The organism is Streptococcus sp. 2018037 (genome assembly GCF_019754195.1).
Lineage (GTDB): Bacteria > Bacillota > Bacilli > Lactobacillales > Streptococcaceae > Streptococcus > Streptococcus hashimotonensis.
Genome location: NZ_JAIJZQ010000002.1, coordinates 1 through 16,499 on the forward strand (window position 1 = coordinate 1; position 16,499 = coordinate 16,499).

The following is a 16,499-nucleotide window of genomic DNA, read 5'->3' on the forward strand; positions in this document are numbered from 1 at the left end:
GGTAACCAATCCACGAATATCAGAGTGGCCAATGCCCGAAGCTAAGAACTAGGCTCTTTCTAGATACTTTTCATTTTTTATCAGTTCGATTGTTTTTACTTGACAAAGGGCTTTACATATCAGTCATTTAGTTTGCTTTTAGTACTCGCTTCAAAGGTTCGGGAGCCTTTGAAGGCTGGAGATAGGGCGAAACAAGTTCGCCTCAATAGCTACAGGTTGCTAGAACAGCCTAAAATCTGTTCTAGGTTGGAAATAAGGAAACGACGTTTCCTCGCTCGTCGAAGTAATTAAAGATAAACTGATATGACTATATAAAATGAATTACAGAATATACGATTGAGATAGATGGTACCTTGTTGCACGTTGCAATAGGGTATTTTTTATTTAGAGTAGTAAACACAGGGTAAAAATGTTAATGTTTGAGTTCCTATTAACATCTAGGCGGAGTGGTTGAGTTTCGAATATTCTGGAGATTGTTTGAGGTGGGAAATTGGTAGTAAGGGAGTCAGTCGTATCACTTCCCGCTCCCATTTTGTATGGTTTACTTTCGTGAATGTAGTATAGTCCATTTTGGATAGTATATGAATAATGACATGTAAAATGTTTACTAATGATTGATAAAATCGAAGAAGAAAATCATATTTGTATTAAGTATATTTTATTGCTTGGGGAATGAAGATACTCGAATTTTATAAGATTATATCAAGATTCGTTTTGAAAGTATTTAAAATAAATGATAAAAATCGTTGACAAAACCGGTTTACTATATTACAATACATTTTGTAAACGCTTTACAAAATAAAATACAAGGGAGTTACGAATATGAATCAGCAATTTTCATTGGATCAATTTTCTCTGAGAGGAAAAATTGCATTGGTAACAGGAGCATCGTATGGGATTGGCTTTGCGATTGCATCAGCTTATGCAAAAGCAGGGGCGACAATTGTTTTTAATGATATTAATCAAGAGTTGGTTGATAGGGGAATGGAAGCCTATAGGGCAGCAGGTATTAATGCGCATGGCTATGTTTGCGATGTAACTGATGAGGATGGAATACAGGCTATGGTTGCTCAAATTGAATCAGAAGTTGGAGTTATTGATATTCTAGTGAATAATGCTGGTATTATTCGTAGGGTTCCAATGATTGAAATGACAGCAGCTCAATTTCGTCAAGTTATTGATATTGACCTAAATGCTCCGTTTATTGTTTCTAAAGCGGTTATTCCATCTATGATTAAAAAGGGGCATGGGAAGATTATCAATATTTGTTCCATGATGAGTGAGTTAGGACGAGAAACAGTGTCTGCTTATGCAGCGGCTAAAGGTGGGCTTAAGATGTTGACGAAGAATATTGCTTCGGAATACGGTGAAGCCAATATACAATGTAACGGCATTGGTCCTGGGTATATTGCAACTCCACAAACAGCTCCGTTACGTGAACTCCAGAAGGATGGTTCTCGTCATCCATTTGATCAATTTATTATCGCGAAGACCCCTGCAGCTCGTTGGGGTGAAGCTGAGGATTTGATGGGTCCAGCAGTCTTTTTAGCAAGTGATGCTAGTAATTTTGTGAATGGGCACATTCTTTATGTTGATGGAGGAATTCTAGCTTACATTGGTAAACAGCCGGAAGCGTAATAAACGAATTAACAAATTTAACAAATTTTGATATAAGAAGGGAAAAAACGATGAAAATTGCACTTATTAATGAAAATAGTCAGGCGGCTAAAAATAGTCTTATTTTTGAAACATTGAAGTCAGTAACAGATGCTAAAGGGTATCATGTTTTTAACTATGGAATGTATGGTAAAGAGGGAGAAAGTCAGTTGACTTATGTACAAAATGGTCTGCTGGCTTCAATCCTTCTAGTTAGTAAGGCAGCGGATTTTGTTATTACAGGTTGTGGCACGGGGGTAGGTGCCATGTTGGCGGCTAATAGTTTTCCAGGGGTAGTTTGTGGCTTCGCGGTAGATCCGACGGATGCATACCTCTTTTCACAGATAAATGGAGGAAATGCTTTGTCTCTGCCATTTGCAAAGGGATTTGGTTGGGGAGCTGAATTAAATCTCAAATTACTTTTTGAGCGACTGTTTGCAGAGGAAATGGGGGGGGGTTATCCCCGTGAACGCGTTATTCCAGAACAACGAAATGCCCGTATTTTGAATGAAATGAAAGCAGTCACCTATAAAGACTTACTGACAGTACTTCAAGAAATTGATCAAGATTTTTTGAAAGAAACTATTTCAGGTGAACATTTCCAAGAATATTTCTTTGCCAACTGTCAGGACGAGTCAATTGCAGCATATTTAAAAACAGTATTAGAAAGTTAAAGAGTGAGGGGCGGTTATGAAGAAGGTATTACTGATTGGTGAACCTTTAATTCGCATTACACCAACAAACTATCAAGAATTGACAGATGGTGTAGAAAGTCGTGTGTTTTTTGGAGGTTCAGAAATAAATGTCGCTTGTAATCTTCAAGGATTTGGATGTGAAACCAAGCTTTTGACCGCACTACCACAAGGCTCTCTAGGTGATAGATTTTTAGATTTCTTAGATGGGAAAGGGATTGATACTTCCAGTGTTCAACGTAAGGGGGAACGTGTGGGAGTATACTACATGGAAGCAGGATTTGGTTGCCGTTCTAGTCAAGTCTACTATGATCGGGGTCAGTCTAGTTTGGAAGCTATTCAAGTCGATCATTTTGATATGGATCAATTGTTTTTAGAGGTTGGGTTGGTTCACTTTAGTGGTATCACCGTGGCCATTGGTTCAGCTGCTAGGGCATGGCTTGTTCAAGTATTAAAAGAAGCAAAGCGTCGTAAAATTCCGATTTCGATGGATCTTAATTGGCGTTCTAAGATGATTGGATTAAGAGATGCAAAAAAAGTGTTCTCGCAATTTGCGACCTATGCAGACTATTGTTTTGGTCTGGAACCTATTATGGCTAATGAAAAAGATTGGGGATTATTTGAAAGAGATACGGCTACTGTCCATACAATAAGAGAACGGATGCAAACTTTAAAGGAAGCCTATAAGTTCCAAGCAATCTTCCATACGATTAGGCAGACAGATGAACTAGGCAGAAATTTATATAAGGCTTACGGATTAGCTGATGAATTTTGTTGCTCTCAAGAATTGAAAACTCAGGTGTTACAACGTGTTGGCAGTGGTGATGCGTTTGTTGCTGGGGCATTATATAAATTGTTAGAGAGGACGTCGTTAAAGGCGATTTTAGATTTTGCTGTTGCTAGTGGAACTTATAAATGCAGCATAGAAGGGGATCACATGCGGCAATCTCTTAGCAAAGTTGAGTCTTTATTAGAGGGGAAAAATGACATTATACGATAAAGGAGAAAAAATGAGTCCATCACAAATTATTTCAAAATTGAAGGAGCAAGGGCTTGTTGTAGTCGTTAGAGGAGATGACAAAGAAGTCGGATTTAAGACGGCACAGGCCTGTATTGCAGGAGGAATTACAGCTATAGAGGTTGCTTATACAAATCCTGATGCGAATATGATTATTACAGAACTTAGTCGATGCCATAAAGATGATGTTTCTGTTTTAATTGGGGCTGGAACGGTTCTAGATTCTGTAACGGCACGGCAAGCCATTATGGCAGGAGCAAGTTATATTGTTTCACCATCTTTTAATATAGAAGTTGCAAAAATCTGTCATCTTTATGCAGTGCCATATCTTCCGGGCTGTATGACTCTAACGGAGATTACAAATGCTTTGGAAGCAGGCTGTGAAATGGTTAAACTGTTTCCTGGTAGTGTTTTGGGGACAAACTATATTACTGCAATCAAAGGACCATTACCGCATGTTTCAATCATGGTAACCGGTGGAGTAAAGCTTAATAATGTTTCAGAATGGTTTAACGCTGGTGCAACTGTTCTTGGTATTGGTGGGGAATTTAATCAATTAGCTACTAAAGGAGAGTTCGGTACAATTCAAGAATTAGCGTCCTCTTATACAAGTGTTAGAGATAAGATGAAGTAGTTTATTTCAAAATAAGGACTGTATTTTAACGTTTTCACTTTCTCCTGCCTCCAACGGGATTGAATGTGGGAGAAAGTGAGATGTTACAGGGGAAATTTTGAACGGAAACATGGAGAGATTTGGTGCTCCTGTTTATGAAAAGAGGGAGCTGGAGAATATTTTTTAAATAAAAGTCCAACAAAATATAAAACGCTTACATTTTTTTATAAAATCTATTGACAAGTGGTTGTCAATAGTCTACAATACAAAGTGTAGGTAAACCGGTAAAGTTAAAAGGAGAGAATTATGATTAAAGTGATTGTCGTTGCTCATGGACAGTTTGCTAGTGGGATTCTTACTTCACTAAAGTTAATTGCAGGAGAGGTGGAGAATATTGAGGCAATTGATTTTAGTGAAGGAATGTCGGCGCAAGAACTAAAAGCACGCATCAAAGCAGCTATATTAGGCGAAAGAGAAGTTTTGATTTTAACTGATTTACTAGGAGGTACGCCTTTTAAAGTTAGTGTAGAATTAGCAGCAGAACAGAAAGAGCAGAATGTTGTCGTTCTTTCAGGTTTAAATCTTGCGATGATTTTGGAAGCGAATTTTTCACGGTTAACAGATGATTTAGAACAATTGGTTGGTAAATTGATTACCACCTCTAAAGATGGAATCGTTGATTCGGTCAGTCTGTTAGCAGAGGATAACCATGATGAAGAGTTATTTGAAGATGGTATATGAGGGAGAGATTTATGATTAAGGACGTTTTGATTGAGTCGATTGCTAAAAAAAGAGAGTTTGAAAATTCCACTCTATTGAGTAAGAAAGAAGTTGAGGATGCAATAGAATTGGCGATTCAACAACTTGTTATCAATTGTGAATATTTTGGTGAGTCGTTCCCGACTCCGGCCACATTTGATAACCATTATCCAAAGATGGATAATACAGAGTGGACAAATGGTTTTTGGACGGGTGCGCTTTGGTTAGGACATGAGTATTCTTTGAACAACAAAATGAAAGCGCTGGCAAAAAAGAATACGACATCTTTCTTGGAACGTGTCAAACAAAGAATTGAATTGGATCATCATGATTTGGGATTCCTGTATTCACCATCAACGGTAGCTGATTATAAATTGACAGGTAGTAAAGAGGCTTTAGAAGCTTCGCTCTTGGCTGCTGATAAATTAATGGAGCGCTATCAAGAAAAGGGAGGTTTTATTCAGGCCTGGGGGCAACTTGGTAAAGCAGAAGATTATCGACTGATTATTGATTGTTTGCTGAATTTACAATTACTTTTCTTTGCTTATGAGGAGACAGGTGAGCAGAAATATTATGATGTAGCTCTTAGTCATTTCTACGCTTCTGTTAATACAGTTATTCGAGATGATGCTTCAACATTCCATACCTATTACTTTGACCCTGAAACAGGAAAACCGCTCAAAGGGGTTACTCGACAAGGATTTAGTGACGACTCTTCCTGGGCGCGTGGTCAATCTTGGGGTATTTACGGTATTCCGTTAGCTTACCGTAAAATTAAAGATCCCGCATGTTTAAATTTGTTTAAAGGAGTAACCAACTACTTTCTTAATCGTTTGCCAGAGGATAACGTTTCCTATTGGGACTTAATTTTTAATGATGGTAGTGGGCACGCTCGTGATTCTTCTGCGACAGCAATAGCGGTTTGTGGTATTCACGAGATGCTTAAATATTTGCCAGAAGTTGATGAGGACAAGGAAACTTATAAATACGCTATGCACACGATGCTACGGTCCTTGATTGATAACTATGCTAACCGTGAGTTAGCTCCAGGTCGCCCATTGCTTCTACATGGGGTCTACTCTTGGCATTCAGGAAAAGGTGTCAATGAAGGAAATACTTGGGGCGATTATTATTACTTAGAAGCTTTGCTTCGTTTTTATAAAGATTGGGAATTATATTGGTAGGAGGTTAAAATGGCAACACCAAATATTGTAATGGCTCGTATTGATGAGCGACTAATTCATGGACAGGGACAACTATGGGTTAAATCCTTAGGTTGTAATACTGTCATCGTGGCAAATGATAAGGTTAGTGAGGATAAGATTCAGCAGACATTAATGAAAACGGTTATTCCAGATTCAGTAGCTATGCGTTTCTTCCCTTTGCAGAAAGTGATTGATGTGATTCATAAGGCTAATCCTGCTCAAACTATTTTCTTAGTTATTAAAGATTTGCAAGATGCACTAACTTTGGTTAAAGGTGGAGTGCCAATCACAGAATTAAATATTGGAAATATTCATAATGCGCCTGGAAAAACGCAAGTAACACGGTCTATCTTTTTTGGTTCAGAAGATAAGGCTATAGTGAGAGAGTTGAACGATGTTTATAAGATTCGCTTCAACACAAAGACAACGCCTTCTGGTAATGATGGGGCAGTTGAAGTTAATATATTGGATTATATTTAAAAAATAAGGAGAATTATCATGACGATCAGTCTAATTCAAGCAGCTCTTATTGGTCTGTGGACAGCTTTCTGTTTTAGCGGTCTATTATTGGGGCTTTACACAAACCGATGTATCGTGCTTTCTTTTGGGGTCGGAATCATTTTAGGAGATCTACCAACGGCTTTAGCTATGGGTGCTATCAGTGAGCTGGCATACATGGGATTTGGTGTTGGTGCTGGGGGGACCGTTCCTCCAAATCCAATCGGACCTGGTATTTTTGGTACTTTGATGGCTATTACAAGTGCTGGAAAAGTAACACCAGAAGCAGCTTTAGCACTTTCAACACCTATTGCGGTAGGTATTCAATTCTTACAAACTTCAGCATATACTCTACATGCGGGTGCTCCAGAATCAGCTATCAAACATCTTCGTGCAGGAAACCTTTCTAAATTTAAACGTGTTGCAAATGGTACAGTGATTACTTTCGCCTTTTTAGGATTTGCTCTCGGTTTCTTGGGTGCCTATTCAATGGATACTCTTTTGAAATTGGTTGAAATGATTCCGCCAGTATTATTAACCGGATTGAGTGTAGCAGGTAAGATGCTTCCAGCTATCGGTTTTGCAATGATTTTGTCTGTAATGGCTAAGAAAGAATTGATCCCGTTTGTATTGCTTGGCTATGTTTGTGCAGCCTATCTACAACTGCCTGTAATTGGTATCGCAATTGTCGGTAGTATCTTTGCACTTAAGGAATTCTTTAATAAACCAGAACAAGTGGCAGTGAAACAGGAGGAAGCACACGATGACTGGATCTAAACTAACTAAAAAAGATTATCTCAACACATCTCTACGGGCCTTCTTCTTGCAGAATGGTTTCAATTACAGTAATTATCAAGGGATTGGCTATGCAAATGTCATGTATCCAGCTTTTAAGAAGCATTTTGGTGACGACAAAGAAGGATTAACTAAAGCTTTAGAAGAAAACTGTGAGTTTTACAATACCAATCCGCATTTTCTTCCATTCATTACTAGTCTTCATTTGGTCATGTTAGAAAATGATCTCCCAGAAGAAGAGACTCGTGGGATTAAGATGGCACTGATGGGGCCGTTGGCAGGAATTGGTGACTCACTTTCACAATTTGTATTAGCTCCCCTTTTATCTACGATTGCTGCCTCTCTAGCAGGTCAAGGACTGGTTATGGGACCGATTCTTTTCTTCCTTGGAATGAACATTATCTTGACCTCTATCAAGTTGTTGACTGGTTTGTATGGCTATAAATTTGGTACCAGCGTGATTGATAAATTGAGTGACCAAATGGCAACAATTTCTAAGGTAGCTAATATCATCGGTGTGACAGTTATCTCTGGTTTAGCAGTAACCTTTGTAAAAATTTCGGTGCCAATTACCTTTGCGGCGGGTGAATTAACAGAAGGAGCAGATCAGAAAATTGTAACCATCCAGGGAATGTTAGACAAGATTGCCCCTGCATTGCTTCCAGCCTTGTTTACGATTTTAGTTTATTATCTCATCAAGAACAAGAAATGGACTACCTATAAATTGGTTATCTTGACAGTTATCATCGGTATTTTGGGTAGCTGGCTAGGCATCCTTGCATAAGCAATTATGGATCAACAAACACTCTACTATGCACTAATTATTTTAGTAGCTCTATCGACCATACTTCCTGTACTTATGTCTTATGTCAATCGTAAACGACAACAAAAAGCTCTTGAGGAGCAACTGGAAAAACGCCAACGCTACTTATCAACCTTACAGGCTGGAGATGAGGTTATCCTCTTCTCTGGACTGCATGGTAAAATTATCAAACTAACAGATAGCTTGGTAGAACTACAGATTGCAAAAGGCATTATTGTTTACGTTGAAAAAGAGTCGATTATGGGAAAAGCCAAAGAACTACTTTTTACGAAGTAGTTCTTCTTTCTTTAAGAGAGAAAAGCGATTGCGAAATAAAAAATGTTGTAGTAACATTGTTTTACACTATATAAAAAGGAAAGGAAATACCAATGGGGATTTTTACCAGTCAAACGAAGCGATATTATAGCATTCGTAAATATAAAATTGGAGTTTGTTCAGCTCTTATTGCGCTGTCTATATTGGGAACAAGGGTTGCAGCCAATCAGTTGCCAAGTACAGAAACAGCTAGTCCACAAACCAGTCAGTTAGTGGAAACCACTTCAGAAGCGACAGAAGTAGCTAATCATACGACAGAACCAGTAACGACAAGTGAGGTCAGCTCTGAAGCTAGTCCTGTTATGTCAACAGAAAGCCAGCCTTCAAGCACCACTGCAGAAACTGTAGCCAGTCCGCAAGCTGTTCAGGCGACAAAAGAAGAGAAGAACCTAGTAGCCAATGGGGAGTTCATCAGTACAACGGCACCATCAGGAAACTGGAAAGAATCGGCTGCTACAGACTGGGAAACGTGGATTCCGAATGATATTAAAAAAGAAAATGGAGCTGTTTCTATTGATGATGGGAAACTTCATATTTCTTCAACAAATACTTACCGAGTGGCAGTGCACCAAACAGTGGATGTAGATCCTAGCAAGCGCTACCTCTTTAGCTATGATGTCGAAACCAAGGATTTGAAGGGAAGCGGTGTTCGTGTTCGCTTGCGCAGTTTGACTGCAGAAGGCAAGGATTTGAGCCCGCAAGAATTTACTTTCACAAATTTTGTGGCTGGTACACAACAAAGAAAGGTGGAAAAAGAGTTAACAGTTTCTCCCGAAACTCGTAAATTGAAGGTGGAGCTGTTTTTTGAGAATGGTATAGGCCAAGCCTGGCTGGATAACATCTCGCTGGTAGAATATGCTGAAAAAACACCAGAAACACCAGAGTCAAGCCCAGAACTTGTCCAACCTGAAACAGGGGAGATTACCCTTGCCAGCAATAAGGTTTACCTGCCTGTTCGCCCAGACCTGACCTATCGTATTGCAGATGCGACTGTGGCCACTGTGGAGAAAAATATGATTCGTCCGCTTGTGGCTGGAAAAACTCAGGTAGATATTTATGATAAAGACACCAAACTATCTAGTTTCGAGCTGACAGTTACGAAGCATCAAGCAACAGTCTTTGATACCTTAAGGAACAACTGGGAAGATATTTCTTTAGCCAATAAACGCTACCAATCTAATGATACTCAGATGAAAGCCTTTCTAGGGCGTTTAGATGCCGGCGTAGCTTCTTCTCTTAAAAAATGGGTTGAACCAACAGAGCAGGGCAAAACGATTTTCAACGATATTGACTTTAGTAAATCCAGCCACCTGACAACGGTCTATCGCCGCTTGGAGCAGATGGCCCAAGTAGTTGAGAATCCAGACTCAACCTATTACCACGACCGCTCACTTATCGATTTGGTCAGAAAAGGAATGAACTGGCTTTATACCAATGTTTATAATGAAAATAAGTCAATTGATGGGAATTGGTGGGATTATGAAATTGGGACTCCGCGTGCAGTTGTCAATGCATTAATATATATGCATCCCTACTTTAGTCAGGAGGAGATTCTAACCTATACCAAACCGATTTCGAAATTTGTACCAGATCCAACCACTATCCGTAAAACCTTGTCCAATCCTGTTCCAGCAGTGGGCGGTAATCAGACAGATTTGAGCAAGGTGGCCATCTTGGAAGGAGCTCTTCGCGAAGATGCTGACCGTGTGAGGGCTGGTGCGCAAGGTTTGACAACGATAATGAAATTTGTAGATAAGGGAGAGGGATTCTACAAGGATGGCTCCTTTATCGACCACACCAATGTTGCCTACACAGGAGCGTACGGAAATGTCCTCATTGAAGGTTTTTCACAGTTACTACCAGTTATTCAGCCAACGGAGTTTGCCCTCAAGGAAGAACAGACCAACATTCTTTATGAATGGATTGAAAAAGCCTTTATGCCAATATTGGTTCGCGGTGAACTGATGGATATGACCCGCGGTCGTTCCATCAGTCGGGCAACTGGTGAATCACATGTTCAGGCCATGGAGATTTTAAGGTCTTTGGTCCGCATTGCAGAATCGGCTCAGCCTGAGCAAAAAACCAAACTTCTCTCCTTTGTTAAGGCGCAGCTGACCTCTGATACCTTCTATGACAGCTACCGCAGCCTCAAATCCTATAAGGATATTGATTTGGTCAACAAGCTTTTAACTGATAATCAAATCCCTGCTGAAGTGGATAAAGATTATATTGCAGCCTTCAACAATATGGATAAGTTTGTTTATCGAAGTGCTCAAGAAGGCTTTACCTTTGCCTTGTCTATGTACTCTTCTAGAACTCAAAACTATGAAGATATGAACAATGAAAACCGCAAGGGTTGGTATACAGCAGATGGTATGGTTTACCTCTACAATGATGATTTGAGTCATTACAGTAACCACTACTGGGCAACAGTTGACCCGTATCGCTTACCGGGAACGACAACGACCAAGGACAAACGAGAAGATGGCAGTGGCGAGGTAACTCTTGCAAGTGACTTTGTTGGAGCAAGCCAGTTAGGCAACCGCTTAGCGACGATTGCAATGGATTTCAACAACTGGAACAATAGTCTGACTGCTCGTAAGGCTTGGATTGTTCTAGGGAATAAGATTGTTTTCCTAGGTACTGATATACAGCATCAATCTGCTCAAGGCGCCGTGACAACGATTGAAAACCGTAAACTCTTGACCGGAGAAAAATATAGCTATTACATAAATGGCCAGCCAGTTGATTTGTCCAAAGAAGTAGTGACAGATAAGACTCAATCCTTTTACATGACCAATGGCAAGGACAACCAGTCCATCGGTTACGTCTTCTTGAACCAACTGCCGACCCATGCCAAATTAGAACAGCGAACTGGCAAATGGAGTGACATCAACTACAACCAGTCGAAAGAAGAAGTGAGCAATTCCTTTGTTAGCCTATGGCATGAACATGCACAGACTTCAAGTAACTATGCTTACGTCCTTGTTCCAAACCAATCTATGGAAAAAGTGAATCAGGTGGCTGCTAGTGTGAAGCTGCTTCATCAAGACAGGGATTTGCAAGTGGTATATGACCAAGAACAGAATGTCTGGGGCGTTGTGAAATACACGGATACAGCCTACAAGCTGACAGATGATATTACCTTAACAGATGCCGGTTTGTATACCATTCAGAAAGTCGAAGGTGGCTATCGCATCGCCTTTTACAATCCGTCTACCCGAACCGTAAAGAATGGCATTGAGTTGACAAAGGCAGGTTCCAGTCTGACTGTTGAGATGGAGCCAACGGCGGCTTATCCATCCACTGTCTGGAAGATTACTATGCCAGAAGGTTCTGATAAACAAACTGGAAATGTCGAAAAAACAGAAAAAGAAGAAAAACAACTCAAGGAAAACCAACCAAGTTCAGAGGTGAAACAAGTGGTTCATCATGCCGCTGAAAAAACAAAGCCGAGTAAGCCCCGTCTGCCCCAGACAGGAGAAGAAGCAGGTCTAGGTCTTGGTTTCTTAGGTTTGCTAACCTTGGGGGCAGTGGTGGATTTCAAGTGTCGCAGATCGCACTCCTAAATGAAATTCGTGGGTGAAGGGGGAGCGTGAAAGAACTCGACGGATAAAAAAGTTCGTCAACAAGTCTTTATTTCTAGTTGTTGAGCTGAAACAGTCTATTCCCAGACTGTTTCACCCCCACCCCCGCATAGTTGATTAGATCAGATTTGGAGTGTGAAATACGAATTGCTGAGATTTGTTTTGGAACTCCTATCTCCAACCTTTAACAGTCCACTGAACTGTTAAAGCCGATCAATCACTGCGCTGAGATGTTGATATGAACTTTGAAGAGTGGATCTGGGCTTTGCCCAGCCTCTCTTCTTTTGGAGAAGCGATAGCGAAAGGACTTGTTATGCAAACAATATTCGAAAAAATAGTAGCTAATCAGTCAGCAGAGTCGGTCAAAACCTATATTCTCAATCAACAAGATGCAGCTTATAAAGAGCTTCTCCTTTCCTGTCAAAATTTATTAAATGATATTTTTATCTTTGAAGACAATTGGGATATGGAACCTTGTTCAGTCGGGTATCATCTTGCTCCTCTTGACTGGACAGCCGACTGCCATGGGGATGAGGAATGGACCTTTATGCTCAATCGGCAGGAATACTTGTGGAAATTAGTTTTGGCCTATCTGGTTGAAAAAGATTCGCGCTACATGGAGCAGGTTAAACGGTTTATCTTTAGTTGGATAGAACAAGTGACAGATTGGCATCCTGAAAGAACGAGCAGTCGCACCTTAGATACGGCTATCCGCTGTCTAAGCTGGCTCAATATTCTCCCATTTTTAATTGATTGGGGCGGACTAAGTGAAGCTGAGCGTAGCCAACTGTTAGTATCCATTCAAAAACAATTATTTTATCTTCACAGTCATTACCGTGCCAAAGATACGTTGAGTAATTGGGGAATTTTCCAGACTGGCGCAATGCTCTTGGCCCATGCTTATATCGGCGATCAGGTGGATTTAGTAGAGCTTCACCATTTTGCTCGTCAGGAAATCGAAGAGCAAATTCAAACTCAGATATTGGAAGATGGAACTCAGTTTGAGCAGTCTTTTCTCTACCATGTGGAAGTTTATAAACTCTTGCTAAGACTAGCTTTCAGCTTGCCAGATTATCGAAAACAGTGGACACCTATTTTGAAAAAGATGGCAGACTATGTCTTACAGATGACGGGACCAGATGGTAAAAGTGTGGCTCTTGGCGATAGCGATGTTCATTGTACTTCTGACATCTTACAGATGACTGCGATTTTCTTTGAAGATGGCACCTACCTAGTAGATAATTCCAAGCTAGATTTAGGCGTTCTCTTCTTGGTCGGAGAAAATGGCTTGCGCATATTTGAACACTTGACCGCTCAACCCAGCTCGTCAGGGGGACAACATTTTTCTGAATCAGGTCACAGTATTGTCAAAGAAGTGGACAGCTATTTATGTTTCAAGGCCGGTCCCATGGGAAGTGCCCACAGCCACTCTGACCAAAATAGCTTGTGCTTTTACCATAAAGGACAACCAATCGTAATTGACAGCGGTCGTTTCAGCTACCGTGAATGCGAGGAGCGCTACTTGCTTAAAAGTGCTTGGGCTCACAGCACTTGTATCCTTGATGACAATGCTCCAGAGCAGATAAAGGGTTCATGGGAATATGACACATATCCTCAGTTTATTAGTCACAGTTATAAGGGTTTTGAACGCTGTCATTGGATGCAGGGCATTTATCAGGCTCAGACCAGCCAAGGCTTGCCTTACTGGCATAAACGACAGCTCCTTATGGTTGGAGGTGATTTATTGCTGATAGTGGATAGCGTTGATTGCTCAGGCCAGCATGAGTTGACCAGTCAATTGATTTTAGATGAAAAGGTCAAGATTGGAGAAGAGCAGTTAAATGATCTTCGGCTATATAGCCAAAAGGATTTTGAAATCCAGAAAACCGTGCGTTCTCCCCGATACAACCAACTAGTAGAGACCAATAAACTGGTCAAAAAAGAGAGTTTTCGAGATCGATTAGTTACATTTACTCTATTAGCAGATGAAGCAATTCGTGTCAAGCAATTGCCAGTTTACCAAACAGACTATCATTCGATAGAAAGTGGTTTGGCTTTTAGCTGTCAAGGAAAGGGACTGAATATTCTGTTAGTGGTTTCTGATAATGATATATATAAGGGAGAGAAATTACTTCAAGTGGCTGGTTATAAGTTGAGAGGTAAGTGCTTAGTAGTGGATAGGGATAAGAGACAAGTTGTCCGACTCAAAAATTAGAAGGGACAGAAAAATACAGTCATTTCTGTGCAAAATAACTGATAAAGTACGGATAGTATGATAGAATAAAGTAATTAAAGGAGGTATCGGTAAGGTGTCAGAGAAGTTTACCATCAAAGATATTGCAGAACTGGCTCAGACTTCAAAAACAACAGTTTCCTTTTACTTAAATGGTAAATATGAAAAGATGTCCAAAGAGACACGCGAAAGAATTGAGAGAGTCATTCGCGAAACAGACTATAAACCCAGCGTTGTTGCGCGGAGCCTAAATTCAAAAAATACTAAGTTGATTGGAGTATTGATTGGAGATATTACAAATACATTTTCCAATCAAATTGTCAAAGGTATAGAAGAAGAAGCGCATAAGAGTGGCTATCAAGTTATCATCGGAAACAGCAATTACAATCAAGAAAGCGAAGATAAGTATATTGAGAGCATGCTGATGTTGGGTGTAGATGGTTTTATTATTCAGCCGACATCGCATTTTAGAAAATATTCGCGCATTATTGAGGATAAGAAAAAGCATATGGTTTTCTTTGACAGTCAACTTTACGAACACCGTACCAGTTGGATTAAGACAAATAATTACGATGCTGTCTATGATGCAACTCAACTATGTGTAGAAAATGGCTATCAAAAATTTATTCTTATTACAGCTGACATTAGTCGCTTAAGTACACGGATTGAACGAGCTACAGGTTTTATGGATGCTTTGTTAGATTGTAAACAAAGTTATCAAGATTTAACAATTGCAGATGAAAATACGGACATAGAGGAAATTAAACGTTTTCTTCAAGGGGTGGTAAATCCTCAGGAAAAGACCTTAGTGTTCGTTCCGAATTGCTGGGCGTTACCTTTAGTTTTTAATGCTATGAAAGAACTTAAATATGACTTTCCTCAGGTTGGTCTTTTGGGGTTTGACAATACTGAATGGACAAATTTTTCATCCCCTACGATCTCTACCATTGTTCAACCCGCCTTTGAAGAAGGGTGTCAAGCAACAAGGATGCTGATCAATCAGATTGAGGGTGGAAACCAAGTGGAACGACAGCAGGTTTTAGATTGTACAGTTCATTGGAAAGAATCTACATTCTAAGTTAAGTCAAATTTTACTTCTTAGGAAGTGAGTCAGAACGAAGTAGAATATTCGGATTGAGAGCTCACTGAAATCCTCCTTGACTCGCCTAATATATACAAAAAAATAGGAATTTTCCCTTAACTGGTGGGAGAATTCCTATTTTTATGCCAATCTTATCAAGATTGCATATTAATATTATATATATGATTTTAAACTCAACAGATTTCTAAACCAGAAAAATAGAAATGATATTTTTCCAGATCTACAACCCATATAAATAATCATCATCTGTCATAGCTTCTACTTCACCAAGAAGATAGCCGTTACCAACTTGGGAGAAGAAGTCGTGGTTAGATGTACCGGTTGAGATACCGTTCATGATGATTGGGTTGACATCATCTGCTGAATCTGGGAAGAGTGGATCCTGACCCAAGTTCATGAGAGCTTTGTTGGCATTGTAACGAAGGAAAGTCAAGACTTCCTCAGTCCAGCCAATTGCATCATAGAGGGAGCGTGTGTAGCCTTCTTCATTTTCATAAAGTTGGTAGAGCAGGTCGTACATCCAGTCGCGGAGTTTGTCTTGTTCTTCCTCGGACAATTCATTGAAACCAAGTTGGAACTTGTAGCCGATGTAGGTACCGTGCACAGACTCGTCACGGATGATCAGCTTGATGATTTCCGCAACGTTGGCCAGCTTGTTGTTACCAAGGTAGTAGAGTGGCGTGAAGAAACCAGAGTAGAAGAGGAAGGTTTCTAGGAAAACGCTGGCTACTTTCTTTTCAAGTGGTGTACCTGTTTCGTAGATTTCGTTGATAATCTTTGCCTTGCGTTGCAAGTATTCGTTGCTGTTGGTCCATTCAAAGATGTCTTCAATCTCAGACTTGGTGTTCAAGGTTGAGAAGATAGAAGAGTAAGACTTGGCATGGACTGACTCCATGAATTGGATGTTGTTGTAAACAGCTTCTTCGTGCGGTGTACGAATATCGTTGCGAAGAGCTTGGACACCTGTTTCAGATTGAAGGGTATCCAAGAGGGTCAAACCGCCAAAGACCTTACCAACCAGGTCTTTTTCTTCAGCAGTAAGTTTACGCCAGTCATCCAAGTCGTTTGATAATGGGATACGTGTATCGAGCCAGAATTGCTCGGTCAACTTTTCCCAAGTTGACTTGTCAATAACATCCTCAATGGCGTTCCAGTTTATGGCTTTGTAGTAGGTTTCCATCATATTCTCTTTCTTTTTCTTAT

14 protein-coding genes are annotated in these 16,499 nt (G+C 40.1%); 13 read left to right on the forward strand and 1 reads right to left on the reverse strand.

Annotated elements, in window-relative coordinates; translation table 11 throughout:
• Positions 1-822: 822 nt before the first annotated feature.
• The 13 genes from K5Q29_RS00865 (at position 823) to K5Q29_RS00925 (ending at position 15,272) form a co-directional block, all read left to right on the forward strand.
• A complete protein-coding gene (locus K5Q29_RS00865) occupies positions 823-1,638 on the forward strand; it encodes a gluconate 5-dehydrogenase (protein ID WP_029188565.1) in 816 nt (271 codons plus the stop codon).
• A 50-nt stretch (positions 1,639-1,688) separates the two neighbouring features.
• A complete protein-coding gene (locus K5Q29_RS00870) occupies positions 1,689-2,330 on the forward strand; it encodes an RpiB/LacA/LacB family sugar-phosphate isomerase (RefSeq protein WP_002936092.1) in 642 nt (213 codons plus the stop codon).
• A 16-nt stretch (positions 2,331-2,346) separates the two neighbouring features.
• A complete protein-coding gene (locus tag K5Q29_RS00875; protein ID WP_105139861.1) occupies positions 2,347-3,348 on the forward strand; it encodes a sugar kinase in 1,002 nt (333 codons plus the stop codon).
• A gap of 10 nt (positions 3,349-3,358) precedes the next feature.
• Positions 3,359-4,000 carry a bifunctional 4-hydroxy-2-oxoglutarate aldolase/2-dehydro-3-deoxy-phosphogluconate aldolase gene (locus tag K5Q29_RS00880; protein ID WP_024399468.1) on the forward strand — a complete coding sequence of 214 codons (642 nt, stop codon included), beginning with the start codon at positions 3,359-3,361 and terminating at the stop codon, positions 3,998-4,000.
• Between the two features lie 285 nt (positions 4,001-4,285).
• The gene (locus tag K5Q29_RS00885) at positions 4,286-4,720 is read left to right on the forward strand and encodes a PTS sugar transporter subunit IIA (protein ID WP_032505021.1); all 435 of its coding nucleotides are present in this window, start codon (positions 4,286-4,288) and stop codon (positions 4,718-4,720) included.
• Positions 4,721-4,731: 11 nt separating this feature from the next.
• Positions 4,732-5,922: a glycoside hydrolase family 88 protein gene (locus K5Q29_RS00890; RefSeq protein WP_104930073.1), complete on the forward strand. Its 1,191-nt coding sequence runs from the start codon at positions 4,732-4,734 to the stop codon at positions 5,920-5,922.
• A 9-nt stretch (positions 5,923-5,931) separates the two neighbouring features.
• Positions 5,932-6,423 (forward strand): PTS system mannose/fructose/N-acetylgalactosamine-transporter subunit IIB, encoded by a 492-nt coding sequence (locus K5Q29_RS00895; protein ID WP_024412368.1) that lies wholly within the window; start codon positions 5,932-5,934, stop codon positions 6,421-6,423.
• An 18-nt stretch (positions 6,424-6,441) separates the two neighbouring features.
• Positions 6,442-7,218 carry a PTS mannose/fructose/sorbose/N-acetylgalactosamine transporter subunit IIC gene (locus K5Q29_RS00900; RefSeq protein ID WP_002936077.1) on the forward strand — a complete coding sequence of 259 codons (777 nt, stop codon included), beginning with the start codon at positions 6,442-6,444 and terminating at the stop codon, positions 7,216-7,218.
• On the forward strand, positions 7,205-8,020 hold the full coding sequence (locus tag K5Q29_RS00905) for a PTS system mannose/fructose/sorbose family transporter subunit IID (RefSeq protein WP_002936073.1): 816 nt from the start codon (positions 7,205-7,207) through the stop codon (positions 8,018-8,020). The genes K5Q29_RS00900 and K5Q29_RS00905 overlap by 14 nt, the downstream gene beginning before the upstream one ends.
• Positions 8,021-8,026: 6 nt before the next feature.
• Positions 8,027-8,335, forward strand: coding sequence for a preprotein translocase subunit YajC (yajC, locus tag K5Q29_RS00910; RefSeq protein ID WP_105139860.1), 309 nt, complete (start codon positions 8,027-8,029; stop codon positions 8,333-8,335).
• Positions 8,336-8,427: 92 nt separating this feature from the next.
• The gene (gene hylA, locus K5Q29_RS00915) at positions 8,428-11,943 is read left to right on the forward strand and encodes a hyaluronate lyase (protein WP_105139859.1); all 3,516 of its coding nucleotides are present in this window, start codon (positions 8,428-8,430) and stop codon (positions 11,941-11,943) included.
• Positions 11,944-12,199: 256 nt separating this feature from the next.
• Complete coding sequence (locus tag K5Q29_RS00920; protein WP_172699859.1) at positions 12,200-14,176, forward strand: heparinase II/III family protein; 1,977 nt, start codon at positions 12,200-12,202, stop codon at positions 14,174-14,176.
• A gap of 94 nt (positions 14,177-14,270) precedes the next feature.
• Positions 14,271-15,272 (forward strand): LacI family DNA-binding transcriptional regulator, encoded by a 1,002-nt coding sequence (locus K5Q29_RS00925; RefSeq protein WP_029188556.1) that lies wholly within the window; start codon positions 14,271-14,273, stop codon positions 15,270-15,272.
• A 244-nt stretch (positions 15,273-15,516) separates the two neighbouring features.
• Here K5Q29_RS00925 and nrdF read toward each other — a convergent pair whose 3' ends face one another.
• On the reverse strand, positions 15,517-16,476 hold the full coding sequence (gene nrdF / locus K5Q29_RS00930) for a class 1b ribonucleoside-diphosphate reductase subunit beta (protein ID WP_105139858.1): 960 nt from the start codon (positions 16,474-16,476) through the stop codon (positions 15,517-15,519).
• Between the last annotated feature and the right edge of the window lie 23 nt (positions 16,477-16,499).